At 48.2% G+C, this 19,038-nt stretch carries 19 protein-coding genes; 6 read left to right on the top strand and 13 right to left on the bottom strand.

Going from position 1 to position 19,038, the window contains the following annotated elements:
• Positions 1-27: 27 nt before the first annotated feature.
• Positions 28-885 (bottom strand): SDR family NAD(P)-dependent oxidoreductase, encoded by an 858-nt coding sequence (locus tag H6F94_RS16905; protein WP_190803410.1) that lies wholly within the window; start codon positions 883-885, stop codon positions 28-30.
• Between the two features lie 113 nt (positions 886-998).
• Here H6F94_RS16905 and H6F94_RS16910 point away from each other — a divergent pair, with 113 nt between their 5' ends.
• Positions 999-1,904 (top strand): LysR family transcriptional regulator, encoded by a 906-nt coding sequence (locus tag H6F94_RS16910; protein WP_190803411.1) that lies wholly within the window; start codon positions 999-1,001, stop codon positions 1,902-1,904.
• Between the two features lie 45 nt (positions 1,905-1,949).
• Here the strand turns inward: H6F94_RS16910 and H6F94_RS16915 are convergent, their stop codons facing one another.
• A complete protein-coding gene (locus H6F94_RS16915; protein WP_313949316.1) occupies positions 1,950-3,329 on the bottom strand; it encodes an aldo/keto reductase in 1,380 nt (459 codons plus the stop codon).
• Between H6F94_RS16915 and H6F94_RS16920 the strand changes: the two genes are divergently transcribed.
• Complete coding sequence (locus tag H6F94_RS16920; RefSeq protein WP_190803412.1) at positions 3,298-4,230, top strand: LysR family transcriptional regulator; 933 nt, start codon at positions 3,298-3,300, stop codon at positions 4,228-4,230. The genes H6F94_RS16915 and H6F94_RS16920 overlap by 32 nt on opposite strands.
• 800 nt (positions 4,231-5,030) lie before the next feature.
• On the opposite strand, the gene H6F94_RS16925 is transcribed toward H6F94_RS16920, so the two are convergent.
• Together H6F94_RS16925 and H6F94_RS16930 are read right to left on the bottom strand one after the other, a co-directional pair.
• A complete protein-coding gene (locus H6F94_RS16925; protein WP_190803413.1) occupies positions 5,031-6,305 on the bottom strand; it encodes a glycosyltransferase in 1,275 nt (424 codons plus the stop codon).
• Between the two features lie 192 nt (positions 6,306-6,497).
• Entirely contained in the window at positions 6,498-7,655 is a 1,158-nt protein-coding gene (locus H6F94_RS16930; RefSeq protein ID WP_190803414.1) for a S41 family peptidase, read from the bottom strand.
• A gap of 153 nt (positions 7,656-7,808) precedes the next feature.
• Between H6F94_RS16930 and H6F94_RS16935 the strand changes: the two genes are divergently transcribed.
• Positions 7,809-8,687, top strand: a complete 879-nt coding sequence (locus tag H6F94_RS16935) for a helix-turn-helix domain-containing protein (protein WP_190803415.1) — start codon at positions 7,809-7,811, stop codon at positions 8,685-8,687.
• Between the two features lie 708 nt (positions 8,688-9,395).
• On the opposite strand, the gene H6F94_RS16940 is transcribed toward H6F94_RS16935, so the two are convergent.
• From H6F94_RS16940 to H6F94_RS16955, 4 genes are read right to left on the bottom strand one after another with little or no spacing between them, the layout of a single operon-like run.
• The gene (locus tag H6F94_RS16940) at positions 9,396-10,019 is read right to left on the bottom strand and encodes a GNAT family N-acetyltransferase (protein ID WP_190803416.1); all 624 of its coding nucleotides are present in this window, start codon (positions 10,017-10,019) and stop codon (positions 9,396-9,398) included.
• Positions 10,020-10,037: 18 nt separating this feature from the next.
• A complete protein-coding gene (locus H6F94_RS16945) occupies positions 10,038-10,769 on the bottom strand; it encodes an endonuclease/exonuclease/phosphatase family protein (RefSeq protein ID WP_190803417.1) in 732 nt (243 codons plus the stop codon).
• Position 10,770: 1 nt separating this feature from the next.
• Positions 10,771-11,415 (bottom strand): DNA-3-methyladenine glycosylase family protein, encoded by a 645-nt coding sequence (locus tag H6F94_RS16950; protein ID WP_190803418.1) that lies wholly within the window; start codon positions 11,413-11,415, stop codon positions 10,771-10,773.
• Between the two features lie 11 nt (positions 11,416-11,426).
• Positions 11,427-11,600, bottom strand: coding sequence for a hypothetical protein (locus H6F94_RS16955; protein WP_190803419.1), 174 nt, complete (start codon positions 11,598-11,600; stop codon positions 11,427-11,429).
• 163 nt (positions 11,601-11,763) lie between these two features.
• Between H6F94_RS16955 and H6F94_RS16960 the strand changes: the two genes are divergently transcribed.
• Positions 11,764-12,342, top strand: coding sequence for a TetR/AcrR family transcriptional regulator (locus H6F94_RS16960; RefSeq protein WP_190803420.1), 579 nt, complete (start codon positions 11,764-11,766; stop codon positions 12,340-12,342).
• Positions 12,343-12,770: 428 nt separating this feature from the next.
• Here the strand turns inward: H6F94_RS16960 and pdxR are convergent, their stop codons facing one another.
• Entirely contained in the window at positions 12,771-14,234 is a 1,464-nt protein-coding gene (gene pdxR, locus H6F94_RS16965; protein ID WP_190803421.1) for a MocR-like pyridoxine biosynthesis transcription factor PdxR, read from the bottom strand.
• A 405-nt stretch (positions 14,235-14,639) separates the two neighbouring features.
• Between pdxR and H6F94_RS16970 the strand changes: the two genes are divergently transcribed.
• Positions 14,640-16,013 (top strand): MATE family efflux transporter, encoded by a 1,374-nt coding sequence (locus H6F94_RS16970; RefSeq protein ID WP_190803422.1) that lies wholly within the window; start codon positions 14,640-14,642, stop codon positions 16,011-16,013.
• A gap of 116 nt (positions 16,014-16,129) precedes the next feature.
• On the opposite strand, the gene H6F94_RS31755 is transcribed toward H6F94_RS16970, so the two are convergent.
• The 4 genes from H6F94_RS31755 to H6F94_RS16985 form a co-directional block, all read right to left on the bottom strand.
• Positions 16,130-16,519, bottom strand: coding sequence for a Rossmann-fold NAD(P)-binding domain-containing protein (locus H6F94_RS31755; protein ID WP_199320488.1), 390 nt, complete (start codon positions 16,517-16,519; stop codon positions 16,130-16,132).
• 18 nt (positions 16,520-16,537) lie between these two features.
• Positions 16,538-16,999, bottom strand: a complete 462-nt coding sequence (locus H6F94_RS31760; RefSeq protein WP_199320489.1) for an SDR family oxidoreductase — start codon at positions 16,997-16,999, stop codon at positions 16,538-16,540.
• A 220-nt stretch (positions 17,000-17,219) separates the two neighbouring features.
• Positions 17,220-17,717: an SMI1/KNR4 family protein gene (locus tag H6F94_RS16980; protein WP_190803423.1), complete on the bottom strand. Its 498-nt coding sequence runs from the start codon at positions 17,715-17,717 to the stop codon at positions 17,220-17,222.
• A gap of 169 nt (positions 17,718-17,886) precedes the next feature.
• The gene (locus H6F94_RS16985) at positions 17,887-18,246 is read right to left on the bottom strand and encodes a type II toxin-antitoxin system PemK/MazF family toxin (RefSeq protein WP_190803424.1); all 360 of its coding nucleotides are present in this window, start codon (positions 18,244-18,246) and stop codon (positions 17,887-17,889) included.
• 376 nt (positions 18,247-18,622) lie between these two features.
• Between H6F94_RS16985 and H6F94_RS32440 the strand changes: the two genes are divergently transcribed.
• Positions 18,623-18,799, top strand: a complete 177-nt coding sequence (locus H6F94_RS32440) for a phage integrase N-terminal SAM-like domain-containing protein (RefSeq protein ID WP_242041279.1) — start codon at positions 18,623-18,625, stop codon at positions 18,797-18,799.
• Positions 18,800-19,038 lie beyond the last annotated feature (239 nt).

Genomic DNA, 19,038 nt, shown 5'->3' on the forward strand with positions numbered 1-19,038 from the left:
TTTGCATGAATCCAGTGATCTTAATCCTTAAAACGCAACATCCGCAGCAATCTCCTGCCAGCGAGTAGCTAAATCCTCCGCAGTAGAAACCTCAACAGCGGCAAGGTTTAAGGGGTAGTCCACCTTGTCTCGCTCGATCCAGCGTGCAGCTGTGAATTGACCATTGCTTGCCCTTAATATAAATCCAGACTCTCGGCACTCTGGAGAAGCAAGATATAACACCCCAGGAGCTACTTGATTGGGTTGCAAATCCTCTGGCTCATCTTGAATGTTCCACATCCGCGTTTTGGCTACTGGCGAAATCGCATTAACGAGAATTCCATGCTCTTTGCCTTCAACCGCGAGCACATTCATCAACCCGATCTGTGCCATTTTTCCCATAGCATAAGAGGCAAGACTACTGAGTGCATATTGCTGATAAATAGCTCTATCTGAAGTCGTAAGCACAATCCGTCCGTAGTTTTGCTGTTTCATAATTGGAAAGGCGGCTTGAGCCAGCCATGTTGGTGCTTCTAAATTAATACTGATGGCGCGTTGTAGAAAATCAGGCGTGAGTTCTTGCACTGACTGATAGGCAACCCATCCGGCATTGTGGATCAAAATATCGAGGCGACCAAACTTCAAGAGCGTAGTTTCCACTAGGCTTTGGCAGTTGTCTCTACTATCAAGAATTACGTTGCTTGGGAATGCAACTCCACCTGCTTCTCGAATCCTGCTTGCAGCATCAGCTGCCACATTCGAATCGGATCCGGTTTCATCTTTGTTGACGCCTGCGTCATGTATAACGACACGCGCTCCTCTTTCCGCCAGCAGACGGGCATAGGCTGCCCCCAAACCTCGCCCGCTTCCAGTAATAATTGCTACTTGATCGTTGAGTCGAATCATGTTTTCTCCAATCCAAAAACGATGGGGCACCCATATTTCGTACGATAGGAGACCGCCATGCGGCTGTCCAATATATATTTGGCTAAAATTAATAGGTTAGACGTATAAGTGTGATGGAACTACGGCACCTGCACTACTTCATCGCGGTGGCTGAGGAACTACACTTTAGTCGAGCAGCGGAGCGGTTGCACATTTCCCAACCCCCGCTCAGTCAGCAGATTCGTGGTTTGGAAGATGAACTAGGAGTCAAGCTGTTTGAACGAACAAAGCGGCAAGTGCATCTGACAGAAGTAGGCAAAGTGTTTTTAGAACGCTCCTATCTGGTGTTAGCGCAACTTGACCAGGCAATTGAAGCGACACAACAGATAGGTCGGGGTGAGGTTGGACGGTTGGCGATCGGCTTTGTCGGCTCTGCAACGTATACCGTACTGCCAGATATCTTAAATGTCTTTCGAGAACAGTTTCCTGCTGTCGAACTGCGATTGCATGAACTGACAACGCAAGAGCAAATTCAAGCTCTGCATCACAAACAGGTTGATGTCGGCATTGTTCGTTCTGCCATCATCGAGCCAGGTTTGAGGGTGGAATGCATTTTGCAAGAATCATTGGTACTAGCGTTGCCAGAAACCCATCCGTTCTCTGCCCAGACTAAGGTGTCTCTCTCTGCTTTGGCAGATGAATTATTTATCCTGTTTCCTGCCAAAATGGGCCCCGTCTTTTACGAGCAGATTATTAGCATTTGTCAACAAGCTGGATTCCGTCCAAAAGTTGCTCAAGAGGCAGTTCAGATGCAAACAATTATCGGTTTGGTTGCAGCAGGATTGGGCATTGCGATCGTTCCTGCCTCCTTGCAAAACTTCCACAGAAGCGGAGTCATCTACAGACCATTACAAGAGCAGACGCCTAAAACCGGGCTTTATCTTGCTTGGCGGCAGCATGATTCCTCTCCAGTAATCAGAGCATTTCTCAGCTTGGCACGGAAGACGACACAATTGGAGTCGAATCGTGACGATACGTGAGCAGTTAGGGATCAATCACGTCACCTATCAACTTGCTGCAGCACTTTAAACAGTTGGGCGTGGATTTGGTAGGGGAACTAGTCCGGCAAACTGTTTATTGGGATACCAGGGCATCTGAGCAATTCGATCGAATCCAGGAAGATTTTGCATATGTTGTACCATTCGGGCGCGCATTGCATTGTCAGGGAGCGCTCCTCTCAATGCTCCTATATTTTCAGTCATGTGGTCGGGATTACTAGTTGCAGGGATGGTAGCAGTAACAGCTGGATGTGAGATGACATATTTGAGGAAAAACTGCGCCCAATTTCTACAGTCAATCTCACGAGCAAAATCGGGAAGAGGTTGCCCTTGTACTACTCCAAACAGACGCGCCTTTTCAAAAGGCATATTCACTAAGACGGCTGTTCCTCGTTCTGCTGCGGCTGGCAGAATTCTCTCCTCAACTCCCCGTTGAAAGATTGAGTAGCGTACTTGAACGAAATCTAGATCACCTTTCTCAATCCACTGTTCAATCACTGGAGCATACAAGGGATCGTGATAAGTGATGCCTAAGTAGCGAATCCTACCTTCCTGCTTCCATCTCCGGAGCAGAGGCACCTTTACATCCACATCCACTAGGCTGTGAATTTGCATGACATCAATGGGATTTCGCGATAATCGTTCTATCGATTGCTTCAACTGGCGTTGCGCTTGACCGGGATCGCCCAGGTACTCGCCTGTTGCCCAGATTTTGTTAGTAATAAATAGTTCATTAGTGATGCCGAGTACTTTAATAAATTCGCCCACGTTCACTTCCGACATGCCGTAGAGTGGGGAGACATCAATCTGCCGTCCGCCACCCTCCCAGAAGCGACGGATCACCTGCAGAATCTGATCGCGCGGCTGACTTGCTAGGACATCAAACGTGAGAAAGGTTCCTAACCCGACTGCAGGTATGCGTTCCTTTGTGCGAAGGATCTCTTTTGTGATGATATCTGATAGTTGATTAGAGTTTGCTTGTGCAATCCTATTTACCTGAATCGGCTGGTTTGCCGAACCCTGGCTTGTCTGGCTTTGAGCGGTTTGACAGCCACTCAAAGCCAGGGGAGTTAAAATAGTGCTTGCAGCACCCATACCCATTGCCTTGATGATGGTACGGCGGGAAAAGGCTTGCGGATTGGATGAATGAGAATGTTCCGTGTTCATGACAGCGCCTCCCATTAGGATTAAGGTTCTCTGCGGAATTGCCTCTAAGCAGTCGCAAATTTCTGCACTTTTTAACAGATCCTTTTCGTGCGCAGTACAAGGTGATAAGAATCGTTGACCGCTCAAATCCATAGTAGATGCAAGGTTGAGAATTTTTATTTCTGGTTTACTATGGCGTAATAACTCAAAGTTATTACCAAGCTGTTTTATGGAACTCCGCCAACTCAAATATTTCGTCACGGTGGCTGAAGAACTGCACTTTGGGCGGGCGGCTGAAGCATTACACCTGAGCCAGCCCGCACTTAGTAAACAAATTCAAGCGCTAGAAAACAGCTTAGAGATTCAATTGTTCGAGCGAACGAAACACTGGGTGAGATTGACAATCGCTGGACAAAAATTTCTTGAAGCTGCTCACCGAATTCTGCATGAAGTAGAAGAAAGCATCCAGGTTACAAAACAGGTAGCAGATGGAGAAATTGGCAGACTCAGGATTGGTTTCACCGAAACGACTCTATTCAGCCTTGCCCCAAACATTGTCAAAACCTATCGAGAGCAGTATCCACAGGTCGAGTTGATTCTCACTAATGATGGAACAGAAGCTCAGGTAGAGGCGCTTCGAACTCACCAAATTGATGTGGGTTTTGTGTACCTTCCCATCCGCGACTCATCTCTCTCGATTCATCCATTGTTTGAAGAAGTTTATATCGCAGCAGTGCCTACTACCCATCGCCTAGCTCGGCAGCAACGGATAGCGCTTCAGTCTTTAGCAAATGAACCACTCATTTTTTATCCGCGCTCGCTGGCACCTGTACTCTATGCCAATTTCATCAAATGCTGCGAACAAGCTGGGTTTGTACCGAACATTGTGCAGGAGGCTGAACTCGCTCAAACTCGCTTAGGGCTAGCAGCGGCTGACGTTGGCATTACATTTGTTCTCTCGAACATACAAAACTTGAGTGCAAAAGGCGTAGTTTATCGACCTTTAATCGGAGATTTCCTAATGCTAAAACTGGCTTTAGCATGGCGACAAAACGAATCTTCACCCGTTGTACATGAATTCCTCAATGTGCTTAAAACAATTGAATTTTCTAATGGTGGCGTTGCTGATCTCTACAAAACTGGCTCCTCGAGCGTATCGTAGACGTATAAGTTTCTAATGGACGGGGAGCGATCGAGCTTTGAGGTTGAGTCGGGGTTATTCTGATTACACAGAACGGATTAGGTATAACAATTTAGCATATAGACCCCTTGTTGTAGATCTCCCTGTTTTAGGGTGGATCAACAGCAAAGTTCCACACATCTGCCTAAGTGATCTAATTAGAACAGATGCATTATTAGGTTCTATCTTATATATTGCTGATTTGCTAACTCATGCAAAAATCTCGCCCTCGAAAGCTGCTCGATCAGGTGCGGGAGGCTATCCGTCTCAAACACTGTTCTTACAGCGCTGAGAAAACCTATGTCCATTGAGTTCGCCGCTTTATTTTGTTCCACAACAAACGCTATCAGTTGAAATGAGCACCGCAGCGGTCACACATTTTTCGACCTGTCTAGTTGTCAATGAACACGTCATTTCAACCCCTCAAAACCAGATACTCAATGCCATGTTGTCTGTAAGTGGGTTGCGGTTGAAGGAGTGCGGTTGTGAGCCAGAGATATTGATTTTTCTCAAGCTCAAATTCTAGTGAGGGATGGCAAGGGCAGCAAGAGCTGTGTCACAGCCTACAACGGTATTTGGAGCACAGGACGAGCAGCTCAACAAAACCGATGCGTTTGAACCTGCAACACCTGCTTGAATTCAGCAGACAAGTCCAGATTATGTCCTCACCCATAACCTGAGTAGCCTAACGGCAAAATGCAGCGGCGGCAGATGGAGCTAAACGATAGACGAGAAGACTCTCAGCTGTCCGCTCCATCGAGTTGTTGGGGGGCTGATGCTCACTATGCGATTTCAACTTCTCTAAGATGTTTCTCCATTGCATCACACGCCACGCCTACACCATCTTCTGCTTGTATGATGCGTCCGATTTCTGCCGCTTTTGCTGCGTAAATAGGATTGCCTAACAACTCACTTAGCTCCTTCGCAACTCGTGCCGCTAAATATTGCTTACGCGGAATCGTGCGAGAAGTTCCTAATCGTTTGACCCGTGCTGCATTGTCGGGTTGGTCATGGCTGTACGGCATGATCAGGGTTGGGCGACCTGCCCGCAACGCTTGAGCCGTCGTCCCAATTCCGCCCTGATGCACGATCGCACAAGCGCGAGGAAAAATCTGAGAATATGGTGCGTAGTTGACCGCCAAAATATCTGCTGAAAGATTCTCTAAAGGTGAATTGTTACCAATCAACAGAACGGCACGGCGGTTCAACTGTTTTGCAGCTTGGATGCTTTCCTGGTAGAAGTTGCCGGCATCCAGCACAGCCGCTGATCCAAGCGTAAAGACGATTGGTGGAGCACCTGCATCTAAAAACTGCCTTAGTTCTGAAGTGAGTTCTGCTCCGCCTTGTATTCCATCATAGAAAGTGAAGCCTGCGACTACTGTATTTGCAGCCCAATCCAGCTGAGGCTGACCCAAAACCGAGGAAAACAACGCAACGACAAGATAGGGTGAAAATTTGTTTTCAATGAAGGGATTACCTTTGATGGGCGATAACCCAAGTTGGTGTCGAAGTTGACGAATGGGGTCTGCCCAAGAATTACTCGCAAGCTTCGCCAAGTTGATAATGCCTCGATTCACGATGGGTCCCAACTTATATAGCTTCGCTAAAGCAGGAAATGGCGCTAAGATTGGTGGGTCGTAAGCCGAGAAAAATGATAGGGGAACCATCGCGCTCGATGCCCATCGCATTTCGAGTTTCTCTGCTACTAATGGAGTGGCGATTACGCCTTCCCCTGAAAAGATAAAATCTGCTCCTTTGGCAACGTTTAGCAAGTCTGCATACATTTCGTGCAAACTGGGATTTGCCCATTGACGCACCATGTATTCTTGACCCGTTTTCAGATCCATCATGCGTGCCATTTCTTGAGGGTCATTCATCGCAGTGAAATCAGGTCGCATTTGATGAAACTCAAACCCTAAGGCTTCGAGCCTAGATTGATACGCTTGGTGCGTCACAAATACGACATCATGACCGCGTTGCCGCAATTCAAGCGCGATTGCAATCATGGGATGAAGATCTCCCAGAGTACCTAGTGTAGTAACAACGATTCGGCTCATTCTGTCGTCCCTCGATCAGCACTATGGACGTCAATACAGTTGTTTGATTTTAAACCGTCTGAATCGCTCCGCCGAAAAAATTGAAGGACCGCCCCTACCGGCAACTGAAAGCAGCTCAACGACAAAGTTGAGCTGCGGCCAATATCTCTGAAACGTAGATGAAAAAACTTGATTTGCCGCTTCAACGACTGGTTACGCCGCTGCGCCTGCAATTTGAACCGCCTTCTCAAGACACTGGCTGTCACCGTTTGCACATTCAGGAATCCCGATATCGGGTTGAACTCCTGCCCCCTCAATCGTATGACCTTTCGGTGAAACGATTTGAACAGTTGGAGCAATGAGAGCAAAGCCCTGCCATCTCAATCTAAAAGCATCGCCGCCAAGGAGTGCACCCATCGTGCGGACTCCCAGAATTGTGGCAGAACCGTAGTCTTTGATAACTCCTGCAAACAAATCACACGATGATCCGCACTGATCATCAACCAGAATAAAGTGAGGTCTTGGATCTACTTTGGCTTCTAATCGCGTGCGCCACTCGATGTAGGGATGCTTCTCTCCAAGCTCAATTTCTGCTTTCGCTTCTGCATTGATTGCATCGTCGAAATATCCTTGGAAAACATATGGTTTCTGCATCTGTAATCCCTCACGAGTTCTGTCTCTCCAAAGCACTTTGTTAGGGCCAATGATGTCCTCAACGAGGTAGCTGACGCTTGATCCAAAGCCTCCCCCATTCCCACGTACATCAATGAGAATTACCCTGGCTTGGGCAAGTTCAGCCTTTGCTCGATCGAGTTCTGCTTTGGTAATGAGAGGAACAATGAAGCTTTCAACTCGAAGAATTCCAACTTCACCTCGCATTTCGGCTGCAACAGCAGGCTTAGGTGTGATATTCGGGAGTGGTTTTCGTTCAAAAATACGAAATAATTTTTCACCTTCTACTGGATCTAAAATCCTCAAATGGGATGCTGAGAGCTTTTTGAGCTGACTGCTGATAAGTTTAATTATTTCCGCTCTCGACCAACTCGGCTTAGTATCCACGGTGGTTAAGAGTTCTTGCAGTTGTTGCTCACGCTCCTGTTTTTTGAAGGTAGGATCAAAAATTTTATTATCAAGTGTTTGATAGACATCATTGATGAATGCCTTTGCTTCTGAAGCAGAGACAACATCGGTAGACTTGAGTGGAGAAGAAGTAAACCACTTGAGTGAAACATCTGTGATCCCGGTTGGTTTCACACTGGTGCCTTGGCTCTGTCGATCGTGACCTCGAAAAGAATTAAAAAATTGACAGCCTGCCAAATTCAAAAGCGCAATTAGCATCAACAATCTCTTGATGAATTTAGTTTCTTGCATAAACTCCACCTGCAGTTGCCTAGGATTTCTTTTGCAAACTCAACCAAAGGTGTCTATTATCGATACGTTGCTAGGCGTTTGTCTTTCAGATTCTCCTGAAATTTATCAAAATCCTTTGGTTTTCTCTGTCGATGTGTCAGTGAGGTGAAATCGATGTCTTCTAAATCGGCCCTTCATCCAGCGGATGTCATTCAACCAGAATGGGTGTTGTCTAGCCAGAGCCTCCACTCAAGCGGGCTCACTATCGAGCATCAGGTTCAGCCTTCTGGCGAGTGTGAAATATCCGGTGGATTGACCCATCATGTTTTGGTATTTGAATTGGGCAATGTTTCGCGTCAAGTGATTCGCATGGACGGGCAAGAACATGACAGCTCACTACGTCAAGGCGATATCCTGTTGATTCCTGCCGGAGTTCCTTTCTTCAGTGCTTGCGAAGCAATGGATGAAGTCCTGGCCTTCATCATTAATCCCTTTTTTCTGGAGCAGCTGTCATTGGCAGCAGATTGTCCACAGGCTGAACGAGTTGAGCTAGCTAGCACATTCAAGCACCGCGATCGCCAAATTGAATGGATTGTACGCTCTCTTCAACGCGAAATGCAGACGGCGGCACTGGGAAGCAGATTGTATCTGGATTCCTTAACGAACCTTCTAGCAATTCATCTGCTACGACACTACACGCTTCAACCGCTGAAGCAATCAAAACCTGAGCCAGGGCTAGGTGGGTTGAAGTTAAATCGAGTAATAGACTATATCAACGCACATCTTGAACAGGAGATTCAGCTAGCTGATTTGGCTCAAGTGACCAACTTCAACCCATGCTACTTTGCAAGTCTCTTCAAGCAATCGATGAGAATTTCTCCCTGGCAGTATATCATGCAGCAACGAGTTGAACGAGCCAAGAAGCTGTTAGAACAGCACAATCATTCAATCTTAGAAGTTGCTCTTCAGTGTGGTTTCAACAGCCAAAGTCACTTCACCTATCAGTTTCGCAGACTGACAGGGATGACGCCCAATGCGTATCGAAATCGTTGATTTGGAGCATCGATCTACTACCAACTATAAAACATCGCTAATACTGGCACTACCTTAGCCCTGAATACTGACAGATAGGCTCTCGACTGTGCCCCTACCAGGGACTCAGGTGGCATAACGATCGCCATCAGTGGCACCCATATTTTTGTGTCTAGACTAGCAGTTATTGTTTGCCCATTGCATGGCGCTTGTTGTGTTCGCTTCAGCAGATTGCAGAACGAGTTAATATTCAACGATGGCTTGGAAGCGTTACTACCTCTGCTAGCCTAATGAATTAGCATAGACATCAAGATTGCAATCATGTTCCACACTAGTCCAGCAATTAGATACGCAGGGACATATTTATCACAGTCGATAACTGCCAAATCCGATAGTCCGATATTCCTTAGTACCTTCTCAGCTCCGTTGGCACCTTGCCAGACATAGGGATCCGAAAACAGCAATTCAGGATTAATTTCATTTTCTACAGCAGCCTTGCTCGATGTCTCAGCCGAGCACCTCTCGTCGGTCGGTGTGCAACGGGATTGTTAGACTACGTTAACTCTGTGAAATTCGATACGACCATCCTCTGAGGATTGCCTGTCTCGCCGTTTCCATGTCAAATTTAACCAGCTATTAAATCAGGAGGCAGGAGAAACCAATCATTAAATCCCGTGCCTACGATCGTATCTTGCACAAAGAACTCGCTTTATGACAGCAACAATGTTTTTACTTGATGATAGAGATGCTTTGATTGGATGGTTGGTAGGGATGGCGGTACATCCCTGTCATAGAATAGGTGTCAGTAATTTTGATCGGGCAATATTCCTGAAAGCCATGACGTTTGTAGAAGGAAAGATTACGAGAGTTAGAAGAGACTAGATAGCACGGAAGTTGATGTTGGTCTGCATAATCAAGGGCGGGTTGGATTAAATCATGTCCTAATCCCTTTCCCCGTGCAGAGGATTTCAACCCCAGAAAAAACACTTCACATCGGCTCTGCTGCGGTTCGTGTTTCCCAACTTGCTCGATCAGATATTGCCAAAATTGAGCTGTTTCTTCTCCAACGCGCTCTGCAATAATTTGAACAATCCCTATTAACATCTGTTCAAACGCTGCATCAAAAACATCCACATCTGCTGGATACCACAGACAAGCGCCCTGCAAGTTGGGTGTTAGAGTAATTTTGCCGCGTTTCCTAGCATCTGCTACAAATGGCTCAAAAAATGCTTGGATTGTGGATAAGCGACCACTGCTCTGATTGAAGACCATCTCAAAGCTCGGATCATCGGCAAAGGATTCTGCCAACACTTGAGCAATAGTGCTGGTCGAAAGAGTAGAGACTTCTGACATCGATTGATTCCTTATGGGTTAGGTGAAATTTAAGGTGGCGACGACGGGGTTATGGTCACTCAATTGCTCCCAGGTTGGCGAAGCGAGAACTTCACAACGATCGAGATAGCGATACCAAGATGCGGGCACAAAGATCCCATCACAATGGTAGGGATGAGTTTTGTTTCGGCTCCAACGCAAGGTTTGAGGTAGATCCTCGTTCGGGTTTGCCATTTGCCAACAACTCATCAAGTTAAATTCTTTGCGGAGTCGTTCTAGTAGCCAGAGCGTATTGTCTCGTAATCCTTCGCTAGGATGTCGCTTGCCCGTTGTGAGATTGAAATCACCACCAATGATTAAGTCGCAATTATCGAACAAGGTTGCAATGCAATCGAGGATTTGATTGACGGATTTTTTGTAGGGAGATGGAGCGTGAAGGCTGAAGATCCGCAGCGATCGCCCGGTCTTTGCCGACCACGGTGATTCATGTACTTCGACTCCAACGAGGCAACCAGTAAAATCAGGGATCGTAATCGGTGTGAGCTTGCCTGAGTGGACAAACACAGCACTTCCCCAAGTTCTGCTGTCAACTTTTACCCATTGAATTTGACTGCCATATTGCTTCCAGCGATGATCTGATAGATATAGTTGTGGATTACAGCTTTCTTGAACTAGAAAAATGTCAGGATTAACTTCCTGAAAGATCTGATTCCAGTGAACTCGTTGTCCCGCTTTTCCCCCAAAGCGAAGGTTATAGGTCACGATCTTCATGCTAGCTGGGCAGCAGTTCAAGACTACGCCACAAATACCAGACGGCGATCGTACGGTAGGGTTTCCACGTCTGCCCCATCTGCTCGACTGCTTTCTTCTCCGGTAAGTCTGCTAATCGATAGGCTCGACGAACTGCTGCCCGAACTCCTAAATCATCAGCTGGTAAAACATCCCAACGATGTAATCGAAAAATCAATAGCCTTTGTGCTGTCCAGCGTCCGATGCCTTTAACTTGCGTTAGATGTTGAACCACCGCTTCATCATCCATCTCCTTTAGCTCGTCTAGAGTGGGCAATCCTTCTAAAACTTTCTGTGCCAAGTCTTTGAGGTAAACGACTTTAGCGCGAGATAGCCCTGCCTTCCTCAGCATGTCATCATCTGTGTTGAGAATGGCTTCTGCTGTGGGAAACGATCGCTCTGGATAAAGTTTCAGAAATCGACGATAGATACTTGCGGCTGCCTTTCCTGAGATTTGTTGATAGATAATCGATTCACACAAACTCAGAAATACGTCCCCAGTTTGTTGTTCCTGAATCAGTGTACAATCGCCAATCTGGTCGATGACGGTTGCTAGTACAGCATCCGCTTGTTTGAGCGCATCAGTCGCAGTTTTGTAATCAAGGTGAACGAAACCCTGAGTTGCCATAACACTAGTCTTCATCTGGTGAGATTTTTGGCTCGACGCAGTTGGAATTGCCCATAGCGTCGTGTGAGTCGTTTCATTAACTGGGGTTGCTCATCGCCATAGTAAAGAGCACAGAGGGCTAGTTGATCGGCCACCAACAGGAGTGTCCCAATTTCTGTCTCTAGCTCATCCCACGACAGTTCCATCTCCTTCATTCTCAAATACAGAGGCATGGGAGCAGGGGGCAAGAGAGCCCCAGCCTCTCTTCATGCGCTACACTGACGTTCGACCCGCGTTTTTGTCGGACTCGTCAAGAATATACGTTTTTTGTCGGACTCGTCAAGAATAAAACTCTAGTTGTTCACTGCCATGCCTCGACCTCGTTCTTTTGATTCAGATGCTGTGATCGACAAGCTATGTGAGTATTTCTGGGAACATGGATATAGTGCTGCGTCTTTGGATGACCTAGCGCGGCAGTTAGGGATAAAGCGCGGTAGCTTATTCAATGCCTTTGGTTCTAAGGAAGCGCTGCTCTGTGCTGCGTTTGAGCGATATGGGCAAATATTCCAGGGGAATTACGAAACGGCCCACCACGGCAGGGATGCGATTGTGGAGTATTTCAACAATGCGACCGCACTTGCGACCACTCAGGCAATGGGACGAGGTTGTTTCCTAGTGAATCTGCTTATGTCTCAGGACATTCCAACTCTTGAACTTCAGCAAGCCCTTGACCAAGATGTGGCGTTTATCAAAGAATTTTTCACCGACCATCTGCATCAAGCTCAACAAGAGCAGGATCTGCTTCCTACAGTATCCATTGCTGCTGGGGTTGATGCGTTGTTTGGAACAATGGTTGGGTTATTCGCCTTGGCTCGGATGAAAGCCACGCCTGTCATGGTGGAAGAATTTGTTCACAACAATCTACGGGGATTATTTGCTGGGTATTAGATAATATGCTTCTAGTAGATCAACATGTGCGACCGGGGTAGCAAGTTTCGAGACAATTTGACTCGTCTTTAAGTCCCTGCATTTTAGTCAAAATAGTGCCTGAGCAGATCGGTCTAACAATTCAGTATACAGAGCGTATACAGAGCCTTGCTGTAGATCTATCTACAACTATGAACTCGGTGCAGTATAACGCCCACTCAGAGGCGCGAAGCACTTAATCACCGAGCGAAGCAAGCTACTGGCTGTATTCGCGTCCCCCGCAGTGACTTATGTTATCTGAATGTCACAGCGATCGCCTCTCGCTACCACCCTCACCAAAACCTCACTGGAGCACCTCGGGCTCTGCGATCGCGATCGCTGCTCATCCTACGTTACAGGCGGAACGCTATCCTGGCTGTCTGCCCTGCTGATTTGAAACCTAACAGTCCTTATGCCTTCAGGATTTGCGCTAACCGCCACACACCTTCCGCAATCGTCTCTGAATTGAGATCGGCATATCCCAGCAAAAACTTTCCGTTGCTATTCTCAGCTTTCATGTAGCATGACCGAGCGCTAATCAATTCCACACCCCTTTGCTCTGCTCGATCGACAATCTCTTCATCCTTCCAATGGGTATGAAATTGCACCATCACGCTCATCCCAGCATTCTCGCCCATAATCGTCACTTGGTTCTCCAGACCTTGAGTCAAAGCTTGCACGAGAGTTTCCCGACGTTGGGCATAGAGCATTCGCATTCGTCGGATATGGCGTTCCAAATGTCCTTCGTTGATGAAATCGGTTAAAACATGCTGCTCTAGTAGGGGAGATTGGCGATCGATCAACCACTTCGCACGAGTCACCACCGGAACGAGTTGCTGCGGTACAACTAGATAGCCCATTCGCAATGAGGGAAACAAGACTTTGGAAAAGGTGCCGATATAAATTACCGAATCACTACTTGCTAGCCCTTGAAGAGCAGGAATTGGGCGTTCATCATAGCGAAACTCACTATCATAATCGTCCTCCAGAATTATTGCACCTGTTTGTTGCGCCCAGGCTAAGAGCGCTAACCGTCTAGGCAACGACAACACTGCGCCTGTGGGAAACTGATGAGAAGGAGTGACATAAACTAACTTAATAGGCGTTGTGAGGGTTGAGAGATATTTCATAACCAGTCCTGAGTGATCCACGGGAATAGGTAACACCTCTGCTCCTTGCACCTGAAAGATGCATCGCGCCTCGAAATAGCCAGGGTCCTCCATAGCAACCCGATCGCCCCAATTCAAAAACAGTCGAGCGATGAGATCTAAGGCCTGCTGAGAACCATTGACAATCACTACTTGATCAGGTTCACACCGCACTGCACGTGACTGAGTCAAATAGCGAGTGACCGCCTCTCGCAACGGTTTGTATCCCAATGGGTCAGCCGGATAATCGAGTATGGTTGTGTTAAAGCAACAAGCGCGAGACAATAACCGCCGCCATAGTTGGATCGGAAATTCGTCAAAGGCAGGTCTGCCATAGCAACTGAAATTGATCAGAGGTTTTTGTCCGGGTGGAGGCTGCAAATTCACCGTTGCCAAGGTTTCGCCATAGGTAGATAACTCAAGGCGAGACGGGGATGTAGGTGAAATCAGGGGACTGGTTGCCTGCAATAGTTCGTCTGGCAGCTGGCAAGCCACAAAGGTTCCAGAGGCAGGTACTGTTTTCAGATAGCCTTCACTGAGCAATTGGTCGTAGCTGAACAAAACGGTTGCTCGGGAGATGCCCAAAGCCTTTGCCAGTGCACGAGATGAGGGCATCCGCTGTCCGGATTCTAACCGACCTGATAGAATCGCTCGGCGTAATTCGTCGTAAAGCTGTCGATGAAATGGAACTGTCGAAGTGGTCTCTAGCTTGAGTGCGAGATCCATGATGAGTTGTCTAACTGGTCTGGTACATAACTCTAAAACTGGTACTTGTGCCATACCAGAGTGCTGACTACTCTAACAAGAGAGTGGGCAACCATTAGACATGCCAATGGCTCCTAATCTTAAATCGCGACAAACAATCGCCTTTGCCAATCATCCAGGGTTTCGCCGTATGTTTGCGCCTGGAGGGGGACAAAGGAACTATCCGAATTCTCCGAAATCAGATTCAATTTCCAATTAACATCTTGCCATCACTAACTGCTGCGCTTCTTTCAGTATTGCAAGCGATTGATGCCAATCGCGTTAGTTTTGGTCCCTTGTGTTCAGGTTCTGTCTCAATGTAATTGATCAGATTGCTCTACATGCATTCGATGTTGCTGATTTGTCGTGCTATTTTTTGAAATTGTCATGACTTCAATTTCAGTTTCTCCAATTCGAGCCGAAATCAAAGCGTTTCTGAAACTCGCTATTCCTCTGGTGGCTGCTCAAGTTGCCCAATCAGCTACAGGGTTTGTAGATACTGTGATGATGGGCCATTTAGGATGGAAAGTCCTAGCTGCGGGGGGATTAGCCTCCTTCACCTTTCAAGTTTTTCTGAATGTTCTGAGCGGTGTGGTAATGGGGGTGAGTCCACTCATTGCTGAAGCTTATGGCGTAGGACGCAAAAGCCGGATTGAGCAGGTAACACAACAGGGATTATGGCTAACGGTTGGGTTGGCAATTTCGACCATGTGGGTCCTAGCGCACATAGATGTCTTGATGCTGCAGTTGGGTCAAGCTCCCGAAACCGTTACATTAGCCAGTAGCTATCTCAATGTGGTGCTTTGGGGTTTGTTTCCTGCAGTTGGCTTCGCCATGCTTAGAGGGGTTGTATCTGGGCTGTCGCAAGCTCGTCCCATTATGGTGATTGTGATTGGGGGGACGCTCTTCAATATAGTAGGCAACTATGTTTTGGGCTACGGCAATTTTGGCTTTCCTCGGATGGAGTTGGCAGGGTTAGCATTAGCCAGCGCTCTATCGTGGTGGGGGATGTTTCTGGTGCTGGTTGTCTACTTGCTCAAACACCCGCAGGTTAGAATCTACAACCTATTCCAGAAGTGGCATCAACCTAGATTACGCCTACTGTCAGAGCTAGTCACGATCGGTACGCCGATCGGCGTCTCCATCGCCTTCGAGTATGGCTTGGTGTTGGTGATGACATACCTCATGGGAATTCTGGGAACCGATGTCTTGGCGGCTCATCAAATTGCTTTGCAGACAGGAATCATTGTATTCATGATTCCGTTAGGGATGTCATTTGCGGCAACGGCTCGTGTCGGTCAATGGTTTGGGCAGCAAAAGCTCGAAAGAACGAGATGGGCAGGATACGTCAGTATCGGGGTTGCTATTGGCGTGACGACACTGGTGGCGATTGCCCTACTCACCTTCCGGCAGCAAGTCATAGGACTTTATGTAGACGTTAGTAATCCTGAGAATGCAGAGCTGCTGAAACTTGCGATTCCCATGCTAATCGTTGTGGCAATCGGTCACATCTTCGATGGTCTACAGAAAACGGCGCTGGGTGCGTTGTATGGGCTTCAAGATACCCGAACTCCGATGCTATTAGGCATCCTTGCATTTTTAGGAGTTGGACTGGTTAGTGGCTATGTTTTAAGCTTTTATGTTGGCTTAGGGGGCGTCGGTTTGTGGATGGGCTACTACCTCGGAAGTGCAATGGCAGCTATAGTCTATGTTTGGCGCTTTGGTAACTTGATTTCCAGAAAAACAGAAGAATTGGACTGAATTTTGTAAGCAGACCTAAGCGAATGGGTCGCAAGCAGTCAATTAGAGCATTATCATTTGTCCGTTGCATGGCGCTTGTTAGCTGGCTGGCCTTCGGATGCGGACTTTCAGTCATCTTATTTACGATCACTTGATTGCACCATCTGCGAGAGATAGTTGTGCAGTGAAGTCGCGCCCCGCTCAACAGAGTTCAAGTTTGGAAATGTTTCATTGAGTGTAACTGCTGTCATATTGGCGAAAGATTCGGCAGCCTCGTTCGAGAAGCCTATGCTCTTGAACGTCACCAACCATTGGTCACGAGGAATAGATTCAGCAAAAACGGGACGGCCCAGTGCCGTCGCAAACGCAACCGCTACATCTTGTGATGAGTAGCGATCGGGACCTTCAACATAATGAATCCCCGTCTGCTCGATTGGTTCAGTCATTAGACGAGCAGCTATCTCACCAATATCTGATGGAGCAACCATCGGCAATTTGAAATTTTCTGGATAAAGCGTTTGTACCACTCCCTGTTCGTGTGCTGTTTATAGAGATGCGCGCCAATTGCTCATGTAATAAGCAGCTCGGATAATCGTTGTGGGGACAGGTTGGGCAGTGAGTGCCTGCTCCATTTCATAAAGCACATCTAAATCGCCTATTCGCTCTCCAGGTTTGGCTCCATACGTTGATTCGGCCACAATTTTCTCCAAACCTGTCCCACTAATCGCGCTCAAAATGGCTGCTAAACTGCGTCGCTCTTCAGTAGCCGTATCGGAGCAAGGAGCAGCGGGCGGATTGAGTAAAAACAACCGCCGACCTTGACGAAAGATACTACGAAGCGTTTCCACATCATGCACATCGGCTACTGCAACATCGGCACCGTCCCGGCGCAATCCTTCGGCTTTTGAGGGATCGCGAGTGACGACAAGAACTGGTTCACGACGTTTGAGTAGTGCCCGCGCTGCGGCTGAACCAACATTGCCAGTACCGCCAAGGATGATGTGCATCCAGTAACTCCGAGGATGTGTTATCGCGCACTTGAAAGGAGCCGCTCTCATTCAAGCTTCGATCGTTTAATTCTGATTATTGATTATCGAGCTTCACCTAATGCCCCAGCTCACCTGCCAGTGGAACTGAGTGAGCTATAAGCTGCGGAAAGCTGTTGTGTGTTCCCGGTCCCCTGCAATAGGTGGTTATTCGGTGGCAACACCGTGCAGGAGCGGTATGCTACAGGACCTCCAGCGTACCGCTTTCCATCGAGTCGGCCAGCTCGTTCAGCCACGCCTCGATACTCGGATACTCCACCGGCCGGTCCTCGTCCGCCTTCCAGAAACCGATCAACTGTCCTAGCGATCCTCCGCCCTCCGCAGCGAGGTCGATACACAGGTAGCTGCCGCTGCCGTTGTGCAGGAACGGCACCCACCCGCGCCGCCAGTAGCGCGGGTTCTCGAAGTCGTACCCGATCATCCCGTCGAGCATCTCCTTGGTCTCGGCCACTTCGTCGAGCGGCACGAACATCCGGTTGTCTTGCAGACTCGCGCTGTAGTCCGGCCGTTGACCGTTCCGCCACCGATACAACTCGCGGAACAAGGCGGGCAGCCGCACCGAAAATCGGGACTCGAATGCGTCGAGGGCCGTATCATCAACGCCCGGATGGAGTTGTGCGTAGTAGTCTGGGCGATGCGCCGCAAGCCACTGGTCGATGCGCGTGATTGCTGGGAGCATCAAGGCCCTCCGCCGAATAACGCCAAAGCTCAGCGGACCCACCCGCCCGAGCAAGGTTGAGTATACAAGAACCGCCACGGCGGGTGGGGTCTGTTGCAGCGCGAGGTTAGGCGGCTCGCCGGGGCAGCGTACAACGGGGCACAAAGACCTTGCTACGGCCACGCGTCCGCTAACTCTGACCGAAGAACGAGGTCTGCTGAAACTTCAAGCCATCCAGGATCTGAACCACCCGAGCCTCCGACAACGCGCCGATGAGTTCACCGAGATGAGCCTTCAAGACCGAGGATACTTGCGCCACAAGGACGACACTCTGCCTGGGGAGATTCCCCTCACCCGCGTGGAGCAACACGTTGCCCGGCTCGCTCGCGCGGCGGAGGTTTGTGGTCAGTGCGCAAACGACGACCGTGTGGACACGAGAGCGGTTAAATACGTCCTCTTGGACGATGACGTGTGGGTGTCGGACGCTTGGTACAGCCCCCCAGATCGCATCCGGCTCGATCCAGAAGATGTCACCGCGACTGAGATCCATGATGCCTCCGATTAGAGCTGACGCTCCCTCCTTCGCCGCCTAACGACTTATTCTACAGAATTTAGCTACAGCTCTCCGGATTTGAGATAGATCAACGGCTACTCTGCTGTTAATCCACTTGAATCCAGGTGGATCAATAGCACCTTTGCTATATATTCGCCAGTACGAGGTGGAGCAACAGAAAAACTCCGCAAATCCGCCCAAGCCAGCATGATAAAACATCCGTTTTATAGAGAAGTATTTATATAAGGGTACTTCATCCACTCATGCTGGAATCTTGCTCTCGAAAGCTGCTAGATCAGGTGCGGGATGCTATCTGTCTCAAACACTATTCTTCACTGAAAAAAACTATGTCCACTGGATTCGCCGCTTTATTTTGTTTCACAATGAATGCCATCCGGCTGAAATAAGCACCGCAGAGGTCACACGATTTTTGACCTGCCTAGTTGTTAATGAACACGTCGTTTCGACCCCTCAAAACCAGGCACTCAATGCCGTGTTGTGTGGAGGTGAGTTGCGTTTGAAGGAGTGCAGTGTGAGCCAAAAATATTGATTTTGCTCAAACTCAAACTTCAGCCGAGGATGGCAAGGGCAGCGAGAGCTGTGTCATCGCCTACAACAACGGTATATGGAGCACTGGACGAGCAGCTCAACGAAACCTATACTGTTGGACCGGCAACACCTTCTCAAGTTCCATCTATAGTATTCACTCATAACCGAGTAGCCGAGTGGGCTTGCTCAGCGTCTGTCAGCATTCTAACCAACACAAATGGCTTCGTCAGTCTGCTGTAA

Source organism: Leptolyngbya sp. FACHB-261, assembly GCF_014696065.1.
Taxonomy (GTDB): domain Bacteria; phylum Cyanobacteriota; class Cyanobacteriia; order FACHB-261; family FACHB-261; genus FACHB-261.

Bases quoted from the DNA above. Each gene is read 5' to 3' on its own strand.
- H6F94_RS31760 (WP_199320489.1), bottom strand. From the start codon at position 16,999: ATGCACATCATCCTTGGCGGTACTGGCAATGTTGGTTCAGCCGCAGCG.
- H6F94_RS16970 (WP_190803422.1), top strand. From the start codon at position 14,640: ATGACTTCAATTTCAGTTTCTCCAATTCGAGCCGAAATCAAAGCGTTT.
- H6F94_RS16910 (WP_190803411.1), top strand. From the start codon at position 999: ATGGAACTACGGCACCTGCACTACTTCATCGCGGTGGCTGAGGAACTA.
- pdxR (WP_190803421.1), bottom strand. From the start codon at position 14,234: ATGGATCTCGCACTCAAGCTAGAGACCACTTCGACAGTTCCATTTCAT.
- H6F94_RS16940 (WP_190803416.1), bottom strand. From the start codon at position 10,019: ATGTCAGAAGTCTCTACTCTTTCGACCAGCACTATTGCTCAAGTGTTG.
- H6F94_RS16960 (WP_190803420.1), top strand. From the start codon at position 11,764: ATGCCTCGACCTCGTTCTTTTGATTCAGATGCTGTGATCGACAAGCTA.
- H6F94_RS16950 (WP_190803418.1), bottom strand. From the start codon at position 11,415: ATGGCAACTCAGGGTTTCGTTCACCTTGATTACAAAACTGCGACTGAT.
- H6F94_RS16945 (WP_190803417.1), bottom strand. From the start codon at position 10,769: ATGAAGATCGTGACCTATAACCTTCGCTTTGGGGGAAAAGCGGGACAA.
- H6F94_RS16905 (WP_190803410.1), bottom strand. From the start codon at position 885: ATGATTCGACTCAACGATCAAGTAGCAATTATTACTGGAAGCGGGCGA.
- H6F94_RS16925 (WP_190803413.1), bottom strand. From the start codon at position 6,305: ATGAGCCGAATCGTTGTTACTACACTAGGTACTCTGGGAGATCTTCAT.
- H6F94_RS16980 (WP_190803423.1), bottom strand. From the start codon at position 17,717: ATGCTCCCAGCAATCACGCGCATCGACCAGTGGCTTGCGGCGCATCGC.
- H6F94_RS16930 (WP_190803414.1), bottom strand. From the start codon at position 7,655: ATGCAAGAAACTAAATTCATCAAGAGATTGTTGATGCTAATTGCGCTT.
- H6F94_RS16985 (WP_190803424.1), bottom strand. From the start codon at position 18,246: ATGGATCTCAGTCGCGGTGACATCTTCTGGATCGAGCCGGATGCGATC.
- H6F94_RS16935 (WP_190803415.1), top strand. From the start codon at position 7,809: ATGTCTTCTAAATCGGCCCTTCATCCAGCGGATGTCATTCAACCAGAA.
- H6F94_RS16920 (WP_190803412.1), top strand. From the start codon at position 3,298: ATGGAACTCCGCCAACTCAAATATTTCGTCACGGTGGCTGAAGAACTG.
- H6F94_RS16955 (WP_190803419.1), bottom strand. From the start codon at position 11,600: ATGGAACTGTCGTGGGATGAGCTAGAGACAGAAATTGGGACACTCCTG.